Origin of the sequence: Candidatus Laterigemmans baculatus (assembly GCF_010367455.1) — a bacterium.
Lineage (GTDB): Bacteria > Planctomycetota > Planctomycetia > Pirellulales > Pirellulaceae > Laterigemmans > Laterigemmans baculatus.
In genome coordinates this window covers 1-21,229 of record NZ_WRPR01000032.1, presented here as the reverse complement: position 1 = coordinate 21,229, position 21,229 = coordinate 1, and the positions used below count along the sequence as shown (strand labels likewise).

15 protein-coding genes are annotated in these 21,229 nt (G+C 62.0%); 7 read left to right on the top strand and 8 right to left on the bottom strand.

Annotated elements, in window-relative coordinates:
- The first annotated feature begins 320 nt into the window (after positions 1-320).
- Positions 321-2,357: a vWA domain-containing protein gene (locus tag GNK13_RS06820; RefSeq protein WP_164101762.1), complete on the top strand. Its 2,037-nt coding sequence runs from the start codon at positions 321-323 to the stop codon at positions 2,355-2,357.
- Between the two features lie 200 nt (positions 2,358-2,557).
- Positions 2,558-3,772: an MFS transporter gene (locus tag GNK13_RS06815; protein WP_164101761.1), complete on the top strand. Its 1,215-nt coding sequence runs from the start codon at positions 2,558-2,560 to the stop codon at positions 3,770-3,772.
- Positions 3,773-4,041: 269 nt separating this feature from the next.
- On the opposite strand, the gene GNK13_RS06810 is transcribed toward GNK13_RS06815, so the two are convergent.
- From GNK13_RS06810 to bcp, 5 genes are all read right to left on the bottom strand, one after another.
- Positions 4,042-5,442: a 3-hydroxyacyl-CoA dehydrogenase family protein gene (locus GNK13_RS06810; RefSeq protein WP_164101760.1), complete on the bottom strand. Its 1,401-nt coding sequence runs from the start codon at positions 5,440-5,442 to the stop codon at positions 4,042-4,044.
- A gap of 159 nt (positions 5,443-5,601) precedes the next feature.
- On the bottom strand, positions 5,602-8,967 hold the full coding sequence (locus GNK13_RS06805; RefSeq protein WP_164101759.1) for an efflux RND transporter permease subunit: 3,366 nt from the start codon (positions 8,965-8,967) through the stop codon (positions 5,602-5,604).
- Positions 8,968-9,038: 71 nt separating this feature from the next.
- Entirely contained in the window at positions 9,039-10,904 is a 1,866-nt protein-coding gene (locus GNK13_RS06800) for an efflux RND transporter periplasmic adaptor subunit (RefSeq protein ID WP_164101758.1), read from the bottom strand.
- A gap of 14 nt (positions 10,905-10,918) precedes the next feature.
- Positions 10,919-11,698, bottom strand: a complete 780-nt coding sequence (locus GNK13_RS06795) for a DUF1956 domain-containing protein (RefSeq protein WP_261345399.1) — start codon at positions 11,696-11,698, stop codon at positions 10,919-10,921.
- A 544-nt stretch (positions 11,699-12,242) separates the two neighbouring features.
- Entirely contained in the window at positions 12,243-12,716 is a 474-nt protein-coding gene (gene bcp / locus GNK13_RS06790; protein WP_164101756.1) for a thioredoxin-dependent thiol peroxidase, read from the bottom strand.
- 170 nt (positions 12,717-12,886) lie between these two features.
- On the opposite strand from bcp, the gene rsfS reads away from it, so the two are divergent.
- From rsfS to GNK13_RS06775, 3 genes are all read left to right on the top strand, one after another.
- Positions 12,887-13,408 carry a ribosome silencing factor gene (gene rsfS, locus GNK13_RS06785; RefSeq protein ID WP_164101755.1) on the top strand — a complete coding sequence of 174 codons (522 nt, stop codon included), beginning with the start codon at positions 12,887-12,889 and terminating at the stop codon, positions 13,406-13,408.
- Between the two features lie 312 nt (positions 13,409-13,720).
- Positions 13,721-15,709, top strand: a complete 1,989-nt coding sequence (gene argS / locus GNK13_RS06780; protein ID WP_164101754.1) for an arginine--tRNA ligase — start codon at positions 13,721-13,723, stop codon at positions 15,707-15,709.
- Between the two features lie 214 nt (positions 15,710-15,923).
- Entirely contained in the window at positions 15,924-16,328 is a 405-nt protein-coding gene (locus GNK13_RS06775; protein ID WP_164101753.1) for a hypothetical protein, read from the top strand.
- Between the two features lie 121 nt (positions 16,329-16,449).
- Here the strand turns inward: GNK13_RS06775 and GNK13_RS06770 are convergent, their stop codons facing one another.
- Positions 16,450-16,656, bottom strand: a complete 207-nt coding sequence (locus GNK13_RS06770) for a hypothetical protein (RefSeq protein ID WP_164101752.1) — start codon at positions 16,654-16,656, stop codon at positions 16,450-16,452.
- Between the two features lie 459 nt (positions 16,657-17,115).
- Here GNK13_RS06770 and GNK13_RS06765 point away from each other — a divergent pair, with 459 nt between their 5' ends.
- Positions 17,116-17,301, top strand: coding sequence for a hypothetical protein (locus GNK13_RS06765; RefSeq protein ID WP_164101751.1), 186 nt, complete (start codon positions 17,116-17,118; stop codon positions 17,299-17,301).
- Positions 17,302-17,309: 8 nt separating this feature from the next.
- Here GNK13_RS06765 and GNK13_RS06760 read toward each other — a convergent pair whose 3' ends face one another.
- On the bottom strand, positions 17,310-18,470 hold the full coding sequence (locus GNK13_RS06760) for a helix-turn-helix domain-containing protein (RefSeq protein ID WP_164101750.1): 1,161 nt from the start codon (positions 18,468-18,470) through the stop codon (positions 17,310-17,312).
- A gap of 475 nt (positions 18,471-18,945) precedes the next feature.
- Complete coding sequence (locus tag GNK13_RS06755; protein ID WP_164101749.1) at positions 18,946-19,980, bottom strand: ThiF family adenylyltransferase; 1,035 nt, start codon at positions 19,978-19,980, stop codon at positions 18,946-18,948.
- 24 nt (positions 19,981-20,004) lie between these two features.
- On the opposite strand from GNK13_RS06755, the gene epmA reads away from it, so the two are divergent.
- Positions 20,005-21,060 carry an EF-P lysine aminoacylase EpmA gene (gene epmA / locus GNK13_RS06750; RefSeq protein WP_164101748.1) on the top strand — a complete coding sequence of 352 codons (1,056 nt, stop codon included), beginning with the start codon at positions 20,005-20,007 and terminating at the stop codon, positions 21,058-21,060.
- Positions 21,061-21,229 lie beyond the last annotated feature (169 nt).

Here is a 21,229-nt window from a genome sequence, read left to right as displayed (position 1 = left end):
CCCCCCCCGGGGGAGGGTCGAGCGTCAGCGAGGGGAGGGGGAGCAATCCCTGGGCTGCGAGGCCCAAGGCTAGCGCGGATTATTCATCAGCCGCCGGGCGCTAGCCCCCGGTTCCCGAAAACGCCGCGAGAACCGGACGCTAGCGCGTGGCGGCTGATTTAATGCACCATCCAAACGCATCAACAATCCAGGCTAGCGCCCACGGCTCAAAAGGTCGAAGCCGTCGGGTACAGCCGGCGGCTGCCGTCGTTCGGATAAGGTAGAGGCTTACCCGGTCCGCCGGAGTTGATTTGCTCATCGCGCTCGGTGAAACTATTCGAATGGCATCGACATACGACAACAGCGTGGCTGGCGACCCTTCGGTGGACGCGTTGGGGAGCGAAGAATTCGAAGGCGCCGAGGGCTGGGTTTTCGGCTCCGACGCAGTCGCCCTGCTGGCGAGCATGCTAGCCCACATGGCGGTCGTCCTTTTGCTGGCGCTGGTCCCGTTGGTCAACGAACCGGACGACGAAGCGATCGTGCTGGTCAGCCCGCCGCCGGAGTACGAGGTCGACCAGGTCCAGAAGATCGAGGAAATTCTCTACAGCGATCAGCTTCAGGATCAGGTGGGCGCGAACAGCCTAGCGGCCGCAGCGATGGCCGAGGCGTCTGCTCCGGAGTTCGCCGAAGTCGCCGAGATTCCCAGCCCGGTGGATCAGATGCCGCAGGAGTTGGCGACGATCCACATCAACAACGTCATCAACCGGGCGGTCGCGCCGCTCGATCTCGATTTGACCCTCAAGGGAAAAGTCGGACAAACCAGCGAAGGTGCCACCGGAGCGGTCGACCGGCTGACCTTTGAAATCCTCAAGGCGCTCGAGGACCGCCCGACGCTGATCGTGTGGTTGTTCGATCAAAGCGGGTCGCTGACGCGGCAAAGGGAGGAAATTCGGGATCGCTTCGATCGCATTTACGAGGAGCTGGGGATCGTCGAAGCGAGCGGCTCGTCGGCGTTCCAGCACGACGACGAAGAGGCCCCGCTGCTGACCTCGATCATGGGTTTTGGCCAGAAGGTCGAACTGCTTACCAAGCAGCCCACAGCCGACCTCGAGACGATCAAGAAGACGGTCGATTCGATCGAATCCGATCCGTCAGGAGTCGAGAAGGTATTTAGCGCCGTCTACGCCGCGGCGGACGAGTATAAGCGCTATCGCCGCAGCCGCGCGACCAGCGGTCCGGAGCGAAACGTGCTGCTGATCGTCGTCACCGACGAGCGGGGGGACGACGCCGTGGGGATGGAGCCGACGATCGACATCTGCAAACGCTTTGGGATGCCGGTCTACGTGGTGGGCGTCCCCGCACCGTTCGGTCAGGAGCACACACTGGTCAAGTACGTGGACCCCGATCCCAAGTATGACCAGACTCCGCAATTCGCCGAGGTCGATCAGGGGCCCGAGTCGCTCCGCCCGGAACGCGTGACGATCGGATATACGGGGAATTTTGAGCGCGAACCGGTCGTCGATTCCGGCTTCGGTCCCTTCGCCTTGACGCGTCTCTGTTACGAGACCGGTGGGATTTTTTTCGCGGTCCATCCGAACCGCAACGTCAACCGCCGCGTGACTCGCGGCGAACTCTCTCCGTTTGCGTCGCAGATCGAGTATTTCGTCGACTCCTCGGTGATGAGCCGTTATCGCCCCGATTACGTCTCCTCGAAAGACTACGAAGCGCTGGTCCGCCAGAGCCCGTTGCGGTCGGCCTTGGTAACGGCTGCACAGTTCACGGGGATCGCGACGCTCGACCAGCCGGAGACGCGGTTCGTGCGCCGTTCCGACGCCCAGCTCGTCGGCGACTTGAGCCGGGCTCAGCAAGCCGCTGCGCTCATCGAACCGAAGTTGGCTGCCCTCGACCAACTGCTCGAAAAAGGGGAGCAGGGGCGCGAGGACGAGTTCAGTCCCCGCTGGCTGGCCGGTTTCGATCTCGCTCGCGGACGGGTGCTAGCCCATCGGGTGCGAGCCGAAACGTACAACGCGATGCTGGCCCAAGCGAAACGCGGGATGAATTTCGCGGACCCGAAGAACAACACCTGGGTGCTCCAGCCGGCGGCGGAGATCTCGGTGGGCAGCAAGTGGGAACGCGACGCCCAGGAGGCGACCCGGCTGCTCGAATCGGTCCGCGAGAAACACGCGGGAACGCCCTGGGCGGTGATCGCCGAGAAGGAGCTTGAGACGCCGATCGGTTGGCGATGGAAGGAAGAATTCACCGACCTCAGCCCGCCGCCGGCCAATCGCGGAGGAAATAACAATAACAATCCTCCTCCGCGGGACGACCAACTGCGGATGATCCCCAAAAAGCCGACGCGGGCGATTCCTAAGCTGTAACTGGCCGCTCTGGTTCGCTACACTTAGCGACCGATTCGAATGCAACTCCACACGCTCGCAGGGACCCGCAGCGCGCTGGATCTCTCCCACCCATCTGCGGCTGGGGCGTCTGCCGCTCGGCATCGATCGGCCGTGAGGGTTCCTGCTTGCTATCCTTGGCCCGGCCCTCCAACAACCGTGGAAGAGAGTAGATCCGCCCCATGTTCAGCCTGAACACGCTTCGCCTCGGCATCATGATGTTCCTGCAGTTTTTTGTATGGGGCGCATGGTATGTCACCGTAGGCAACTACATGACCGAGCACGAGATGTCGGATTGGATCGGATGGGCCTACACGGTCGCACCGATCGCCGCGATCATTTCGCCCTTCTTCCTGGGCATGATTGCCGACCGGTTCTTCGCCAGCGAGCGGGTGCTGGGCGTTCTGCACCTGCTCGGTGGCCTGATCATGCTGGCCGCCCCGACCGCGGCGGAGTCCAGCTCCGAGGCGTTCATCCTCGTCCTTTTTCTGCACACCTTGTGCTATATGCCGACGCTCGGCCTGACCAACACCCTGACCTTTCACAACATCACGAATCAGGAAAAGGAATTTCCCATCATCCGCGTGTTCGGCACGGTCGGCTGGATCGTGGCGGGGATCCTCGTCAGCGCCGTCCTCAATGCCGACTTCACCGACACCCAGTTCTACGTGACGGCCGCCGCCGCTGGGTTGCTCGGGGTGTTCAGCTTTTTCCTGCCCCACACTCCGCCCCCGGCCAAGGGCAAGAAGATCACGTTCGGCGAGATCGTCGGTATCGACGCGTTGTCGTTGCTCAAGCAGCCTTCGTTCGCGGTCTTTATCATCGCCTCCTTCCTGATCTGCATCCCGCTGGCTGCCTACTACGCGTTCGCCCCGGTCTTCACCGCCAAGGTGGGCTTCGAGGATCCCGGCTTCATCATGTCGTTTGGACAGATGTCGGAGATCTTTTTCATGCTCGCCATGCCGCTCTTCTTTGCCCGCTTGGGCGTCAAGTGGATGCTGCTGGTGGGGATGATCGCCTGGGTCGTGCGGTATGGGTTGTTCGCCGCGGCCGACGCGAACGACACCCTCTGGATGGTGCTCGGCGGGATCATCCTGCACGGCATCTGCTATGACTTCTTCTTCGTCACCGGTTTTATCTATACCGACAAAAAGTGCAGCAAGGAAATCCGCGGCCAAGCCCAAGGGTTCCTCGTGCTGGTGACCCAAGGGCTGGGACTCGGGATCGGTGCACAGGTGATGCAGGCGATCAAGTTCCGCTACACGCCAAGCTCTCCCGATGCGGTTGCCGACTGGCAGATGATCTGGTTGATTCCCTGCTTGGGAGCGGCAGCCATCGCGGTCTTCTTCTTCCTGGCTTTCCACGACCGCGTGCTGCCCAAAACCGACGAAACCTAAGGCCACCCGGAAACTAACATTTCTAGCACCCACCCGGGGGCATTGGTATCCACACGAGTCCAAAGGCTAGGAAGGGTACCATCAACACCCTCCCCCCGGGAGGGTCGCGAGGAACGAGCGGGGAGGGTTTCCGCAACGGCGAACTTCAATTGGGGGCGCAATCGGCGAGGACAGCGCTCCCTCCCCTCGCTGACGCTCGACCCTCCCGGGGGGAGGGTGTTGGGTGGGCGTTCTGACAGAGCCTCGCTCCCGGGTCCCGAGAGCCCCAGCTAGCGGGCCGAACCGCGTGCAAACACCTCGACCGCAGCCTTCACACTGGGCTGCGTTTCGAGGGCCGTGAGGAACTCGGGCGGGGCAGCGAGCGCTTTATAGCGAGGCCCGAGTTCCCGCAGGCGACGAGCGACCGTCGCGGGCCCCAAGACCTCGAAGCGAGCGAAGAAGCCGTCGGGGCTGGAGAAATCGAGCCCCCCTCGCATTGCGATCTCGACGTCGTCGGTCGATGCGACGACCCGGTCTCGCAGCAAGCAGGCCGCTTCGATCAACATCGGCAATGACAGTTGCTCGTAGACCTCATCCGGTGTCCACTCGCGCTCGTCGCGGCGGTATCGCTCGACGACCGCTTGGGCCGCCGGATCGAGCGACTCGAAGCTCCGCGGCTGGCTCTTCTCCGCCGCACCGTAGCTATAGAATCCGCGGCCAGCAGCGCGGCCCCCCAGTCCCGCTTTGATCATTCCCGGCAGCACGGGGGCGGGATCGATGCGGCCGGGAAATGCTTGCCAAAACGCGCGCCCCGCATCGAACGCCGTGCGGGCGCCGATCAAGTCGACAAGCTCCAGCGGAGAGAAAGGCATCCCAAACTGCATCGCCATCTGACGAATCCGACCCGGCGCGACTCCGCTGCCGAGCAACAACATCGACTGATTGAGGTACGGCGAGAGGATTCGGTTGACGACAAACCCCGGACTGTCGGCCACCCGCAGCGGACGCTTGTGGAGCCGCCGGACGTGGGCTTCGGCCACCGCGAGTGTCGCCTCGTCGGTTCGACTTCCCCGCACGACTTCCACCATCGCGCGGCGTTCGACCGGCATGAAAAAGTGCAGCCCACAAAACCGCTCGGGACGCTCGGTGGCTGTTTCCAGGTCGGCGAGCCGCAGCGATGAGGTGTTGGTCGCGATCACCGCCGCATCGCCAAAGTGCTGGTCGAGCGCGGTGATCAACCCGCGTTTGGGTTCGCGGCGTTCGACGATCGACTCGATCACGAGTACCGGCAGGGGCACTGGCCGGGACTCGCCCGGCGAAGCCGCAGCCGGTGCCGAAGCCGCAGCGGCGGCGGTTGCTGCGGGCCGCAGCGTGACGATCGCCCCGCCGGCAGGGAAAGCGCCGGGGACGCTCGCTGCATTCTCAAGCGGCCCATGGTGTCCTGCTTCCCGCAGCTCAGTCACCGCGGCAGCGAGGACGGTCGCGTCGGAATCGACCAGATCGACTGCGATGCCGGCTTGCAAGTGTGCCGCGGCGATCGCGCGGCCGACGACCCCGGCACCGATCAGGATGATCCGCCCGCTTGCTTCCTCGACCACTGTCGCTCCCTCGACCACTGTCGCTCCCTCGACCACTGTCGCTCCCTCGACCACTGTGTGAATCGTCCCTGAGGTTAAACCCGGATCATTCATCAGCCGCCGGGCGCTAGCCCCGGTTCCCCAAAACGCCGTGGGAACCGGACGCAAGAAGCGTGGCGGCTGACTGAACGCACTGTTTCGCGACGGTCTGTCGCAACTTCAAACACCACACGAACTTGCCACACATTGATGCAAACGAACGAATCATCCGGTTTAAACCGGGTGCGGCTGGTAGGGAGCCGGGGAGGTTGCCGCAGCCGCCTCGCGGGCTTCCTCCGTTTTGCGGGCTTCCTCCGCCTTGCGGGCTTCCTCCGCCTTGCGGGCTTCCTCTTCCATCGCCTCGTGATCGCGAATCGTGCCGCCGAGCAAATGGATCACCGCGGCATAGATCTGGTAAAAGACCGGGACGAGGAACAGTACGAGTAGCGTCGCCAGCATCAAACCGAAAGCCAAACTGGCAGCCATTGGAATCAACAACTGAGCCTGAAACGATTTCTCCATCAGTAGCGGCAAGAGTCCGGCGATCGTCGTCAGGCTGGTCAACATCACGGGGCGGAACCGTCGCCGCCCGGCGTCGACGAGCGCCTCGCGTAGCGGCAGTCCGTCTCGAATACGGTGGTTGATGAAGTCGATCAAGACGATCGAGTCGTTGACCACGACTCCCGCCAGGGCGACTAACCCAAACATGCTGAACAGGGTCAGCGGCAGCCCCAGCAGGGCGTGCCCCCACACGGCCCCGATCATGCCGAACGGGATGATCGACATCACGATCATCGGCTGGATGTAGCTTTGAAACTGCAGCACGAGCAAGATGAAAATCAGCAGCAGCGCGACGCTGAACCCGATCATCAAGCTGGTAACCGACTCCTGACTCTGCTCCCGCTGCCCCTCCCAAAGAATGGAAATGTTGGGGTATTTCTCCTTCAGCTTGGGGACGAAGTCCGACTGCAGTTTGCTGATGATCAGTTCCGAGTTCGCTTTGGTTTCATCCAAGTCGGCGGTGATCGTGATCGAACGTTTTTGATTGACGCGGTTGATTTCGGAAAAGCCGCGGCGGATCTGCACATCGGCCAACTCGGTGATCGGCCGCTCGCTGCCGTCATCGGTGCGAATGCGAATTTGTTGAAAGTCGGCCAAGCTACGGCGTTCCTCCGGCGGATAGCGGACCATCAGCTTGACTTCGTGCCGGCCCCGCTGCAGCCGCATCACCTCGGCACCGTAGAACGAGTTGCGGACCGTCTCGCCGAGTTCGGTCGGGGTCACCCCGGTGGCCAGAGCCGTGTCTTTGACGTTGATCTGGAACTCCCATTTCCCCGGCGTGCTATCGTCGCTGATATCGAACACGCCGGCGAACTCGCCGAGCTTTTGTTTCATCTCTTCAGTGGCGGCGGTGAGCTGATCGGTGTGCTCCGAATCGGCCAACAGTTTGAACTCGATCGGCGCCCCGCCCGGCCCCATCTCGACCGATCCAAAAGTCAGGCTCTCCACGCCGGCGATGCTGCCGATTTTTTGCCGCCAGCGTTTCACGATTTCAGTACTGGTCGCGGTCCGAATCGTGGTGTCATACAATTCGACGTAGATTTGCCCCACGTGGCCGCCGTTATCACCGCTGGCGCCGACCGGACCACCGGTACTGCTGATCTCGCCCACTTGGCGGAAGGTCAACTTGACTGGTCCCACGACATCGGGGGAATCGCTCGGATAGATCTCCTCGACCGGAATGCCTTCGCGCTCAGAGCGTTCAGCGGCGATTTCCGCGCTGACCGCGCGGACGGCTTCTTCGATCCGTCGCGTCGCCGCGTCGGTGACTTGCATCGGTGTTCCATCGGGGAACGCGATGGTCGCCCGCACATTGTTGGCATCGGTTTTGGGAAACAGGATCGAAGGCACGACGCCCCCGCGGACCATCCCCGCCGTGATCAACCCGAGAGCGATCCCGATGGTGATCGGAACCGCGGGAAAGCGCAGCGAAAACCGCAGCGCCGGCACATATACCCGCCGCACGAACGCATCCATCCCCTTCGTCGCCTTGTCGCTCAACCAAGCGAGCAACAATCCCAGCGGTCGCACCGGATAGAACAAGACCGCGATCACTCGAAACAACCCCTCGTGGCGATGCCCCAAGTGGCACGGCAGCACGAACATGCTTTCGAGCAAGGAGATCAACAACATCGCGATTACCGCCAGCGGAATTACCGCCATGAATTTTCCCATCACCCCAGCGACGAAAAACATCGGCGAAAACGCGATGACCGTGGTCGTGACGCTCGCAGCGACACTCGGCAGAACCTCCGCCGCCCCATCGATGGCCGCTTGGAACGGAGACTTCCCAAGCTGGCGATGGGCGTAGATGTTCTCGCCGATGACGATCGCATCGTCGACGACGATCCCCAGCGCCATCAGAAACGAAAATAAGCTGAGCATGTTCAACGTCTGGTCGAAGCCCGCCAGGACCGCTCCAGCACCGAGCAGCGAAATCGGAATCCCCAACGCCACCCAAAAAGCCAACCGCATCTCCAAGAACAGGGCGAGGACGATAAACACGAGCAACAACCCTTGACCGCCGTTTCGGATCAGCAGATCGATGCGATCGCGAACCTCGACGCTCGTATCACCCCAGATCGCAAATCGGTACCCGTCCGGCAGCGTCTCGCTGTCGACATAAGCGCGGACGTCGTCGACCAGCGCCAGCAGATCCTCGCTCTTGGTCCGCTCCACATTGACAACCATTGCCGGCTGACCATTGATCTCGCTCACCGAACTGACATCTTCAAACTCGTCACGAACGGCTCCCAGATCGGCTGCGGTCAGCACCACCCCGTTGGGCTGCGTGATGATCGGCAACTCGCGAATCTCGGCTCCCACGCGGCCTTTATTCTTCGCCCGCAGCAACACCTCTTGGCCCTCGGCCTTCAGCTGACCGCCTGGCAATTCCACGTTGCGGTTGCGGATGATCGCCGCAACCTGGGAAAGCGACAGCCCGTACTCGCGGAGGACACCCTCGGAAATCTCCACGTCGATCTGGTAAGGCCGTGCCCCCAGAATCGATGCCGAGGACACCGAGGGGAGTTGCAACAGCGAGTCGCGAACATCCTCGGCAACAGCCCGGAGCTTCAGCTCACGGTCCGGAGCGTCCGATTCGGGGCCGATCACCGCGACCCGAATCGCCGCCTCGCGGAAGGTGATCTGCTGGACCTCTGGATCCTCGGCTAACTCGGGAAAACTCGGAATGCGGTCGACTTCGCGACTGATCTCGTTCAGGATTTTTTGCACGTCACTGACGTCACTGCGGAGTTCGATCAGCACATAGCCGGCCCCCTCCTGCGCAATCGACGTGACTTTCTTGATCCCATCGATCGACCGCACCGCCTCTTCGATTTTCTGACAGATCCCCGTTTCCACGTCGTCCGGAGTCGATCCCGGATAGGGGACCGTGACCATCACGATCTCCAGTTCAAACTCCGGAAACATCTCCCGCCGCATCTGCCACAGCGAGACCGCACCGACGGCCATCAATCCGAGCATCAGGACGTTCATGCCCGGAGCACTGTTGAGCGCCCAACGGATGAGGGACTTCATCAAAAGGAATCCGCGTTTTCGAAAGAATTAGATAAGGGGTGGGTGAGGCAGCGGAATGAACGCCCGCGGGATCAACGCGTGCGGGGGGGCAAGCCCGCGGGAGACCGGACGGCAATTTCCTCGGCGGTGCCGGTGATCTGCTCGGCGGGGACGCGCACATAATCGGTCCCTTGGCCTTCGAACGAGGGCAGCGGGGAGACTACGATGCGGCTCCCCGCTATCAACTCGCCCTGCCCCACTTCACAGACCCAAAAATCGGGCTTGCCTTGCTCACGGCCGCCCGATGCCCCTTGAGCCTGAGCACCCGCGACCAAATGACTCGCTTGGATCGGGCGGAGATTTTCCAATACCTCCAAACGTCCGGCGACCCACTGCTCGGGATCGAACCGATCGAGCTCCTCGTCAGCGGTCGCGGCTACCTTGGCGGGTTCCGCAGCGGCTTTTGCTGCAACATCCTTTTCGACGGTTCCAGCTTCTGGCGTCTCGTTCGCGGCCGCTGCCGCTTCGGCAACGGGGGTCGCCCCAGTGGGGGCTCCGCCACTGGCTGCTCCGCCACTGGCTGCGACGACCGAGGGATCGGGAACGAACTTCCAAACCCGATTCCCTGGCTTGAGCCCCACGGCCGGCACGACTACTAAGTTGCGTTTTGGCTCGACGTGCAGGATCACCGTCACGAACATCCCGCGGACTAGCGCCGAGGGTCCCGAGGAGGCGGAGGCGGTTTTACCGTCGGCTGCACCGACCTGGTAACGGCGGGGCTCGTCGACCACGATTCGCACCGGAACCGTGCGGCTGACGGCGTCAAAGCCAATCCCGTCATACCGCTCAAGCACTCCCTCCCAGCGGTAGATTTCGTTCTCCCGCCCCGCGACTTGATAGAGGATCGTGGCCTCGGTTGCCGGCAGCGAGTAACTCCGAGCACTGCCATCGGCGGCGGGCATCAACTCGCCGCTGCCGCGACGCGCCTGATCCAGTACCCAGTAGAGCTGATCGGTCCGCAGATTCACCGCGACCTCCGCCTTGCTGGTGTCTTCGAGCGTGACGATCACTTCCCCCCGCTGGGCAAACGAGTTCAGCTCCGCATCTTCGCGATACACGACGCCCGAAACCGGCGAGCGGATTTCGGTGCGTGCCAGATTCGCCTGCGCCAGCCGGAGCTGCGACTCGGCCAGCTTCTCGGCCGCCTCCAATCGCGAGCGGCGACGCTGCATCAAATCGAGCTCGTTCTCAAGCTGCACCCGCGCGTTGACCGCCTGGAGACGAGCTCGCTTGGCCTGGTCGATTTCAGCGGCGCTGGCGTAACCGGCCGGCAGCTTTTCCAGGCGGTCGACCTCGCGTTCCTGCAGCGCAACGTCTTGCCGGGCCACCTCCAACAGCCGATTCGTGTTGACCAACTGCTGATCCAGTTCGCGAATCGCCTGATACTCCTGCTCTTTGAGCTGTGTCAGACGGTCGATCTCATTTTGGTAGTCGCTCGGGTCGATCCGAATCAGCAGCTGCCCTTCCTCGACAAAAGTGCCCGCCTCACATTCCGGAGCCTTGAACACAATGGTGCCGGAGACTTCGGTCGCGATCTGCACCTCGCGAAATGGAACCACCACCCCATCGACCTCCAAGTCGAGCCGCCCACCGACCGCGTCCAACGAGCGGATCGGCAGCGTTTCCACCGCCGGAATCCGCTCGAGCAGCGCCGCGTAGCTGGTGTCGTCGGCCGGTCGTACCGCCGGTTGCTGTTCGCCAAACGCCCACCACGCCAAGCCGCCCAGCGCCAAAATCCCGATCGGGATGATGATGTTAAACAACAGATATCCAACGCTGCCGAACCGCTCCCTCCGGCGATGCGGCGAACGCTTCGCTGTGGGTTGAATTTCCTCGGGTGCGGTTTGCCGAGCCGGCGGCACCGAGCGCTGGGGAGGCGAGGAGGTCATGGAATTCATAAGCGGAAATCGGATCAGGATCTCGGAAATTGGGCGGTGGTTGGTTTGGGCAACGCGGCGGCGATTCCCGCAGCGCGGCCTCCCTCGGCGGCTGCCAGCGTGACCGCCGTAATATGGCGTGCCAGCGATTCGAGGTTGAAATACTCCTCCCGCACCTCCGCTGGCACCATGGCTCGCACGGTCGCCGCTCCGATGCGGTGATAGAGACACTGACCGACAATGCTGAATGCCAGCTGATGCAGCACCGGCTGAGGCGTTCCCGGGGGACTCAGAGCGGCCAAAATCGCATTCAGCTGTGCAAACATGGGGCGGAAGTACTGCTGCACCATTTCCTCAAAAGCCGCGGTCGGTTGGTGCATCTCCCGCATCATCAACTGGGCTTCCCAATCGGCTTCCCCCACATCCATCATCATCCGCGACAGCAGAATGAAGATCCTCCGGTAGAGCCGCTCCTCCGCACCGACGAGCGGGTCATCCGGCAGCGGGTAAGGCGTTTCGCGACGCACCCGGATGCCGCGAATGACCTCCAAGTACAGTCCCATCTTATCGCCGAAATAGTACGCAACCGCGGCGACATTCACCCCGGCGGCCAAACAAATCCTTCGCACCGTCGCCCGCTCGAACCCGTACCGCGCGAAGATAGGACCGGCTGCATGAAGGATCCGCAACCGCGTGTCCTCGTCGCCGCGCGGCTCCTCACCAGACGGCCGCGCAGCCTCGGAGGGGACATCGGCACGTCGGGGCCCCTGACCGCGGTGGAGACCGCTCGGGGGGACCGGAGAGGGAAAACTCACGAGGCGAATGGCTCAAGCGAAGACGAGGAGAAGGCGGTCAAACAAGCGTTTAAAACATTCGTTTAAGCCCCCAAAATGTCAAGAGCTGCGGGGGGAGCAAAATCTGCCGGCGTCCCTAAAAGGCGACACCCTCCCCCCGGGAGGGCCGATGAAAACTCCCGATCCTGGGTAAAGTGAAAAAAATACGGGGATCTAAACTGTTACGGCTGGCGACGGCGTGGCATTTTGCTTGAGTCTTCCCGCCCCGCAGGGGCCCAAACAATCCAGCCCAGGGCACAGCGTCGCGGCAACGCCGCAGAGCGACGCCCTGGGTCACGCGTGCCCTCACCCCCCAAAAGCCCTGAAAGGGCGAGACAAACCTCCGCGCCGCACACCCGAGCCTGTATCGCCCCTTCAGGGCTTCACGCACGGGTGCGCTCCAATACCCAGGGCGGCGCTCGGCGGCTTCGCCGCGACGCTCTGCCCTGGGCTGTTCTGTGTAAGCCCTTCGGGCTGAGGGTGAAGCGCCGCGCAGGGCCCGCGGCTAGCGCCGTCGCCCGCCGGATCATCCAAGATCCCGTAGGGCCTCTTGCACCTGCTGGTCATGGCCGTCGACCCGGACCCGCTTCCAGACCCGCGCGACTTTTCCTTCCGCGTCGATCAGAAAAGTGGACCGCTGGATCCCCATCGACTTCTTGCCGTACATGTTCTTCTCCCGCCACGCTCCGTACCGCTCGGCCACGGCGTGATCGGGATCGGCCAGAAGAGGAAAGTTCAATTGGTATTTGTCCCGGAACTTGCCATGGCTTTCGACCGTATCGGGGCTGATCCCAAACAGCTTCGCGCCGCCGGCGGACCATTGCGGATGCGAATCGCGAAACGCGCAGGCTTCCTTGGTACACCCGGGCGTGTCGTCGCGGGGATAGAAATACAACACCACCGGCGTCCCCTGCAGCGCCGCCAGATCGACCTTTTCTCCCGAGTCGCTTTCGAGCTCAAACCGGGGAGCGAGCTCGCCTACTTCGATCCAGTCCGCCATGCACACACCTCCAGGAAATTTTTCTTGAGAAACTCTCGCTTGCGCCCCGTCGCTGCAAGCGGGCACACGGTTGTGGTTGTGGTATCGTGACAGATAGTAGGAAACCGGTACAATCGCCGGAACGTAATGCAGTTGGTAAAAATTCTTTTGACTCTTTCGGTTCGCCCCACGTGGAAGAAGCATCACAACCGTCCGAACAGTCTCCCGAACCGCCCTCCGACGCGGCCGCCGAACCGGCCACCGGAAGCGAGGGTGAGCGGTCCTCCGGACAGTCGCAGGAACCACCGCGATTCGAACGCCCCCACGGTCTCGAGCGGAGCCGCAAGCTAGCAGCGGCTGCGGCACAGGTCGCGCTCGACAACCGCGCTCAGGATGTGCTCGTTCTGGATGTTTCAGGCCAAACCGCGCTGTTCGATTATTTTGTGATCGCCACCGGTTCCAGCCGCCGACAATTGCACGCGATCAGCGACGAAATCGACGATCGACTTCAGAAAGAGATGGGCGACCGTCGCTTGGGAGTCGAGGGTTTTGAGGAAAGTCGCTGGATCGTGCTCGATTACGGAAGCGTCGTGATCCATCTCTTCGACGAGGAGATGCGAAGCTACTACGATCTGGAATCGCTGTGGGCCGACGCGCAGCGGATTGATCACCAGCAATTGGGCTTGGTCGATCATTCACGCCGCGGTCAATAAGCCGCGTCTCAGCGGGCGGAGAGTTCCTCGAATCCTGCCATTTCCAAACGGAAGCAGCTCCGCAGCCAGGGCACCGCAACCGGTTCGAGCGCCGTGTTCCGCGGCCCTTTTGGGGGCCCTTCTTGGGGACCTTACTCCGGCTCTTATGGAAAAGGGAGCGGTGGAGCCCCCTCAACCAGGGATCCCAGCGAGTCGCGTCTTCCTGCCTCTGAGTCTTCTACTTTTCCGCGTCCCTACCAGCAGCCTCTCCGCCGCCGGTGTGGCGCTTCATTCTCGCCTTCCCCGCCGCTCGGGGCTTTTTCCAGAATCGCCATGCAGATCCAAGCCCTCCTTCGCAAACGTTTGGCCGACGCTCTCGAAACATTTTCTGCCGAGGCCGCGGAGTTTGCCTCCATGGTCCGTCCAACCCAAGACCCAAAGTTTGGGGATTTTCAGGCCAACTGCGCAATGCCGCTCGGCAAACAACTCGGAAAACCTCCACGCGAGGTCGCCGCGGAGATTGTTGCCAAGCTCGATGTGGAGGATTTGTGCGAGCCACCCTCGATCGCAGGCCCCGGCTTTATCAACCTCCGACTCCGCGAAGATTGGATCGCGGCGATTGCCAGTCAAACACTCAGCGACGATCGATGCGGCGTGCAGCCCACGGCGGATCGCAAGAGGTTTCTGCTCGACTATTCTTCTCCGAATGTCGCCAAGCCAATGCACGTAGGGCATATCCGCTCGACGGTGATCGGCGACTCGCTGACTCGCATCTTGCGTTTTCTGGGACACGAAACGATTACCGATAACCATCTCGGTGATTGGGGAACCCAGTTCGGGATGGTGATCTATGGGTATCGCAATTTCCTTAATGCCGATGCGTTTCAGCGAGAACCGGTACCCGAATTGCTACGGATTTATCAGATCGTCAACGCGTTGATCGACTACCGCAAGGCCTTGGGATCCGTCGGCGAAGCCAAGCGGCGAGCAGAGGCGATGGAAGCGGATATAAAAGAGGCGCGTGCGGCCGCCGAAGCCGCGGCCCCGGCGGAAGCGAAGAAGGCTCATAAGGCGGTGGCGGCCCTCGAGCGGCGGAGTCGAGCCGCGGCAGAGGAGGTGGAGGCGCTGCAGACCAAGATTCGCGCAGTCGAGGACGATCCCGAACTTCGTACGCTCGCCGAACAACATCCTCAAATCGCCGTCGCCGTGCTCGAAGAGACGGCCAAGCTGCACGCTGGCGATGAAGAAAACCTGCGGCTGTGGAAACAGCTGCTTCCCTACTGCATGGATGAGATCAATCGCGTCTACGAGCGGCTTGACATCCGCTTTGACCATACCCTCGGAGAGAGTTTCTACCATGCGATGCTGCCGGGCGTCGTCGAACAACTGAGAGCACGCGGGCTGGCCGCCGAGAGCGAAGGGGCAGTCTGCGTGTTTCTGGAGGGCTTCGACGCCCCGATGATCGTGCAAAAGCAGGATGGGGCGTACCTCTACGCGACGACCGACCTGGCAACGCTCGAGTACCGCCGCGAGACATTCCGTCCCGATGAAATCCTGTATGTGGTCGATTTCCGCCAAGGAGACCATTTTAAGAAGCTGTTCGCGGCTGCCGCCCAATTGGGAATTGCCGATGCGAAACTCGTGCACGTAAGTTTTGGGACGGTTTTGGATCAAGCGGGGCGACCTCTCAAAACCCGCTCCGGAACCCTCGCCGGACTCGTGGGGCTACTCGATGACGCCGTCGCCCGTGCCTATGAGGTTGTCTGCAGCAGCGAACAGGCCGAACGGCTCAATCCCCCCCTCTCGGAGCAGGAAAAACGTGAGATTGCCGACTGCGTAGGCATCGGCGCTATCAAATACGCCGACTTGGCCCACCATCGGACGAGCGATTACAAGTTCAGCCTGGAGAAGATGGTCTCGCTCGACGGAAACACCGCCGCCTACGTCCAATACGCTTATGCCCGCGTCCAAGGGATTCTGCGGGGGGCTGAAACGTCCGAAGCGGAGATTTGCGCCCGGGCTGAGAAGAAAAAAGATCGTGTGATGGTTGCGGGGCAGCCGGCCGAGCGAAGTCTCCTGCTATCACTGCTGCAGTTCGAAGAAGTGCTGCAACAAGTCCGGGAGGAGTATGCGCCCAATCTGCTGGTCGATTTCCTCTACGACATCGCCAAGAAGTTGGCGGTGATGTACGAGCAGTGCCCGGTGCTCAAGGCGGAGGACGCAGAGACTCGCGCTAGCCGGCTGGCGATCGTCACGCTGGCAGCGCGAATCCTTCGCCAGGGACTCCAACTGCTGGGCATCGGCGTCGTGCCGCGGATGTGAGCCGCCCGCTGCCGGCGGGCCGATAAGGTTTTAATTCCGCCGATAGTAAGACCTAGCATGCGAAAGAATCGCGAAGCGGGCGGAATTCCTGGAAATATATGCTATTTTGATATAGAAGCAATTGACAACGCTCGACTTCAGCCTTATCCAATACCACGGGTTTTACTACAACATCGAGTGTGGCCACTTTCACTTTACTCGGAGGACTTTGACAATGGCAAAACGGTCTGCAGGCGGCCCCAACAAATCGGCGGCAATCCGTCAGTACCTCGACAGCAACCCGGAAGCCAAGCCCCGCGAGATCGTCGACGCGCTGAAGGAACAGGGCTTGGAAGTCACGCCGGCTTTCGTGAGCACGATCAAATCGAAGTCGAGCGGCGGCGGAACCTCGGCTCCCAAGAAGCGCCGTGGGCGCCCGAAGGCGGCCGCTCAGGGTGCTGCGAAAACCACCAGCCCCCGCACCGCTTCGGCTCCGGCTACCAAACGGGGTGCCGCGGCCGCGGGCGGCGACACCGTCTCGGTCGATGGGCTGATCCGCGCCAAGAAATTGGCGGAAGAACTGGGCGGAGTTGATAAAGTCCGCGCCGCACTGGCCGCGTTGGAAAAGATCACCGGCTAAACCTGACCGCCAGGTCCGGTTTCTCAGTCACTGAGAGTCATTGGACGGACGACGGGGTGCTCGCACCACGCCGTCCGTTTTTTCTTGGCCTCGCCTCACAGCGGCTGAGGCACGAGGCGGCCTAAGCCGCGGCCCGATCGGCCGGCCCACTGTCGTCTTGCAAGGCTTCGATCGCCTCTTCGAGCGACCCCAACTCGCCTATCAGACGCTGGAGCGACTCCGCCTGATCGGTCGTGGTCTCCATCCCCATCTCCGCCAACAGCTCGCAGATTTCTTCCGGCGTCATTTCGGCGATCAGGTTTTCGGATGACAGATTCGATTCGTCCATGTCGCATTGTCTCCCAGACGTAGGTCGCGAGGCATCCGCGAGGGCCGCGGCTCCACCCTGGTCGGAATCATCGAATTTTGCCGGCCGTGAGCGCCATCTGTTTTTCGGTGGATTTTTCAGCAGCTCTGGCCGAGGCACCACTCGCACCCCCGCAGGCTGGCCCACGCTCACAGACTGGCACACCCTCACAATCTAGCCCGGGCCCACAATCTAGCCCGAGCCCGTAACCTGGAGAATCTGCAGGGGCTGTATGCAGGCCGCATCTCCGAGCGAACCCTTGCAGGCCTTTTTGCCGAAGCTAGCGGTAATCGCCACCCGAGACCGCTTCGGTAGCCGGCGCTTCTCCCCGATCAGCCAGCAGAACCCCAGACTATGACAAGTTCGCAGCGTTTGAGCATCGTCCGCCGACTGGTGGAAACCTGGTGCCTAGAACGCGAGCCACAAGCGAGCTCTGAGGAGATGACCGAATCGATTCTGATCCGTGGCGGATTCTACTGCGGCCGCCGCTTCCATCTGGGAGGCTACAGTGCCGTATGGTTTGCCGAAGAAGACGAGATCAAGCTATTTGACTCGCAAGGGCAGCTGATCGATGCCCTCACGATCGAAGAATTTCATGCCACGCTCGAGCATCGCCGAGCCGCCTAAGCGAGGCGCTAAACGCGCTCCATCCGGCGGCGGATCGCCTCGCCCGAGATCGGGAAGATCTTGGCAGCGGCCGAAACATTCGTCTGCAGCAGGTCTTCGCTCAGGTCCTCGTCGGGGCCGGTCTCGTACTGGACGATGAACGCCCCGATCGACATGCTCGATTCCTGATACACCGGCGGCCAAAACTCTTCGGAGCGAGTTGCCAAGGTTTTCGCCAGCAACCGAGTGGCGCGTCCAGAAAACCCGCTCAAGACCATCTCCAGCCGCCCGAGCGGTTCGCGGAAGATATAGAATACGAGCGCTGCGTCGCGGCCTTTGCCCCCGCCGGCCCACGCCCAAGTCGAGTCATCCTGCTCGTAGTAAAAGCCGGGCTGTTCCGCTTTCTCTTTCTTCGAAAGCCGCATTCCCGCCGAGGCCGCCCCCGGCTGAGGGTCGTGATCGCGGTACCGCAAAAAGAAGGGGCAGGTTCGCATCGAAGCCTTGGCGACGTCATCCTCACTGCTAAACGGTTCACAACCAAAAGCGTCAGCAAAGATCAGCTCCACGACCGGGTTGCTTTTCACACTCCCGATGCAAACCAGCGCTTTGTCGCCCTGCTCCTCGGCGAAAGCCTCAAAAACCTCCTTGGCCCGCGCTTGAGCGTCTTCGATCGAGACCTGCCCAGGACTCCAGGTCAGCGTTTGTTGCAATCGCTCGGGCTGGGGCGGTGCCTCATCCACGGCATTGGCTTCGGTTTGGCCAGGCCGCCGAGCTCGGTGCTTGGCGATCCCGCCGACGGTGGTCACTCCACTTAGGATTTCGCCGACCAACACCGAGTCCGACGCGACCACCCAGGCGTTCTCGGGCGTCTCCGCCCCTTCTCCCTGGCGGACACCGACGCAGATCTCCACGCTGCGACGGCGAGCCAGCAGTTCCCAAAAACTCTCCGGCTGGATCGCAAACAAGGCTCCGGGCAGCTGGTCGGCCGTGGCGTGACCATGATCGATCAAATAATCACAGAGCCGAGAGAGGGCCTCGAGCGGGATGTATTTGGCCTCGTTCTTCAGAAGGGCCGCAACCTGGTGTCGATCGAGCCCCGTGTGTTCCACGATCGCTTTGATCGTGCCAGGACGCTTGCGGCGGTCCGGCGTATGTCCGAGCAGTTCGGCGAGTCGGAAAGCGTAACGCATGGAGAACCAAACGAGAGAGAGGAGAGCAGCCGCACGCGTCGGCTCCCCAGCCGGGTACGCGTTTTCAGCCGCACTGGAACCACCTCAAGTGTACGTGGAGTTGGACGCCATTTTGAACGGGGGGTCGCGGGTTTGGGGCGGATTCTGCGCCACAAGCAGATTTTGCCCCCAGTCGAAAGCAGACTCAAAACGGCCTACTTGAGGGGGACGATTCTAAGTGAAGCCTCGCAGATCGTCGGCACGACCCCCGGCGCCGCCGCGATCCTAACGTGGCGATTGCGGACTCAGAGGTCCGCTTGTGGGAATTCAATCCGCCGGAGCGAGCGGCCTCGGATCCATCCGCGCCGCTCCGCTAGAGTGTGCCGCTGGCGCTCGCGTGCCGCGGGATCAGAAGAGGTGGGGATGGAAAGACGCGGAAAGGAATATTTTTTTCGCTTTGCACTTTTTCGCGCCGCGGGCGTTCCTCCGGCTCGTATCAGCTACCGACGAAGCGGGCGTACAGCGTTTTCGCCTCGGCGGCGTCCTCGGTGCCGTTAATCACCGCTCGCCCGTCTCGAAAGAGGGTAATGGAGCGAGTGGGATCGATCTGCAGTCGCGCCAAAAAGCGATTGACCTGGGTTTCGCCCAGCCCTTCCCAAAGCCGCGACATGGCGGACAAATCCAATACCCGATCTTCTGCTGGCGGAGGGAGTTGCACGGCATTGCGACCGCACAACACGACCGGTTCCGTGACACCACCACGACGGTGTAAGAAGTCGCGATGTCCGAGATCGCACGCCCGACACTCTCCACTCCGCAGATCGCTCGGGTCGAGCGAGCGAAACCGCCCCTCCCAAAGATCGAGCGTCTGAATCTTCGGTGTGGCGGCAGCCGCCCCTGCGGCTAAATACTTGAGCGCTTCGTTGGCTTGCAGCGAAGCGACGACGTGCGTCGCTGATCCCAATACGCCGGCTTGGTCGCAGGTCGCGACCGAAGTGGGATCGGGGACGGAGGGTACGAGGCAGCGAAAACAGATCGTTCGGCCTGGATCAAAGAGGAATACCTGACCGGAGGCACCGAGGCAGCCACCGTGCACCCACGGGGTCCCCGTTTCAAGTGCTACGTCGTTGATCAACATGCGGATGTCGAAGTTGTCCGTGCCGTCGACGACAAGATCGACGCCAGCGAATAATCCTTCGATGTTCGCAGCCGTCACATCGGCCGCGATCGGTTCGATGCGGATCTCGGAATTGATCTCGCCGAGCCGTGCAGCAGCCGCGTGAACTTTTGCCAGACCTTCGCGAGCGTCCGCTTCGGTGTATAAGGATTGCCGCTGCAGGTTGGACCACTCGACGGTGTCACGATCGACGATTCGCAATCGTCCGACGCCGGCTCTCGCCAAAACTTCGGCGGCCACGCTCCCAAGGGCTCCCACACCGATCACGAGCACCGTAGCGGCTTCGATTCGCTGCTGCCCCTCGTCTCCGATCGGAGCAAACCGCCGTTGTCGGTCATATCGCTGCTGAGTCATTCTTCCATTTCACGCACGACGCCCATGTCCGCGATGCCCATGTCCGAGCATTCACTGAGTCCCAATTGGCAGCCGACCGCAAGAATCGAAAATCTGCGGCGACGCGCACTCATCCTACGCCGCATCCGCGAATTCTTCGACTCCGCTGGATTCTTCGAAGTCCAAACTCCCTGCCTCTCCAACGAAACGGTGGTCGACCAACATCTGGACCCCGTCCTCGTGCACCGCGACGCGCTCCGTGGCGGAAGATACTCAGATCCCAACCACTGGGGAGCTGAATCATTGGGAAGCGACGAGTCAGCTGCGAACGCCCCCTGGATGTACCTGCAAACGTCCCCGGAAGCGGCGATGAAGCGTTTATTGGCAGCGGGGGCGGGAGCGATTTATCAAATGGGCCCGGTGTTCCGCAGCGACGAACGGGGAGCGCTGCATAACCCTGAGTTCACGATGCTCGAATGGTATCGGACCGGCGATTCCATGGAAGCGGGAATTGAGCGTCTACGAAACCTCGTGCAGCACATTCTGGGGGGACCGCTGCCGCAAGTGGTGACCTACCTCGAGGTCTTTCAGCAAGCTATGGGAATCGATCCCTATGAAATTTCCGACGCCGGACTGCGAGATCAGCTGGCAAAAATTGAAACCGGATACGTGCCGAGCGGCGATGAGAGTCGTGACACGTGCCTAGATTTGCTGATGGGGTTAGTCGTCGCTCCGTCGCTCAGCGGCCGCACGATCGTCAGCAACTATCCTCTCACCCAAGCCGCCCTTGCCCGTCGCAGCGAGGTGGATCCCCGCACGGCCGAGCGTTTCGAGCTGTTCATCGACGGCGTGGAGCTAGCCAACGGCTACGCAGAATTGCTCGACGCCGAGGTGCTCGGCGAGCGAACTCGCCAGAGCAACCAGCTTCGGAGCGCGGACGGTCGCCGGCCGCTGCCCGCCCCCGAGCGGCTATTTGCCGCGATGCGCCACGGCCTGCCACCTTGCAGCGGCACGGCCATGGGGGTCGATCGGCTGGTGATGGCGGCACTCGCAGCCGAACGGATCGACGAGGTCATTCCGTTCCCGGTCGATCGGGCATAGGCTCTGGCGGAAAACGGCAGAATCCGCTCGCCAAGCGACTCCTCACGCTCCCCCTCCCCGCCCTCACCCTCCCCCCGGAGGTCGTGCAGTTTTTAGCCCCCTCTCCCCCGAAGGGAATCGCGGCAATCGCTTGACTTCACCCTCAAACATTTTCGCGATTCTCTTTGGG

Coding starts and splice junctions, on each gene's coding strand:
- GNK13_RS06820 (WP_164101762.1), top strand. CDS start 321: ATGGCATCGACATACGACAACAGCGTGGCTGGCGACCCTTCGGTGGAC.
- GNK13_RS06815 (WP_164101761.1), top strand. CDS start 2,558: ATGTTCAGCCTGAACACGCTTCGCCTCGGCATCATGATGTTCCTGCAG.
- GNK13_RS06810 (WP_164101760.1), bottom strand. CDS start 5,442: ATGAATGATCCGGGTTTAACCTCAGGGACGATTCACACAGTGGTCGAG.
- GNK13_RS06805 (WP_164101759.1), bottom strand. CDS start 8,967: ATGAAGTCCCTCATCCGTTGGGCGCTCAACAGTGCTCCGGGCATGAAC.
- GNK13_RS06800 (WP_164101758.1), bottom strand. CDS start 10,904: ATGAATTCCATGACCTCCTCGCCTCCCCAGCGCTCGGTGCCGCCGGCT.
- bcp (WP_164101756.1), bottom strand. CDS start 12,716: ATGGCGGACTGGATCGAAGTAGGCGAGCTCGCTCCCCGGTTTGAGCTC.
- argS (WP_164101754.1), top strand. CDS start 13,721: ATGCAGATCCAAGCCCTCCTTCGCAAACGTTTGGCCGACGCTCTCGAA.
- GNK13_RS06775 (WP_164101753.1), top strand. CDS start 15,924: ATGGCAAAACGGTCTGCAGGCGGCCCCAACAAATCGGCGGCAATCCGT.
- GNK13_RS06770 (WP_164101752.1), bottom strand. CDS start 16,656: ATGGACGAATCGAATCTGTCATCCGAAAACCTGATCGCCGAAATGACG.
- GNK13_RS06765 (WP_164101751.1), top strand. CDS start 17,116: ATGACCGAATCGATTCTGATCCGTGGCGGATTCTACTGCGGCCGCCGC.
- GNK13_RS06760 (WP_164101750.1), bottom strand. CDS start 18,470: ATGCGTTACGCTTTCCGACTCGCCGAACTGCTCGGACATACGCCGGAC.
- GNK13_RS06755 (WP_164101749.1), bottom strand. CDS start 19,980: ATGACTCAGCAGCGATATGACCGACAACGGCGGTTTGCTCCGATCGGA.
- epmA (WP_164101748.1), top strand. CDS start 20,005: ATGTCCGCGATGCCCATGTCCGAGCATTCACTGAGTCCCAATTGGCAG.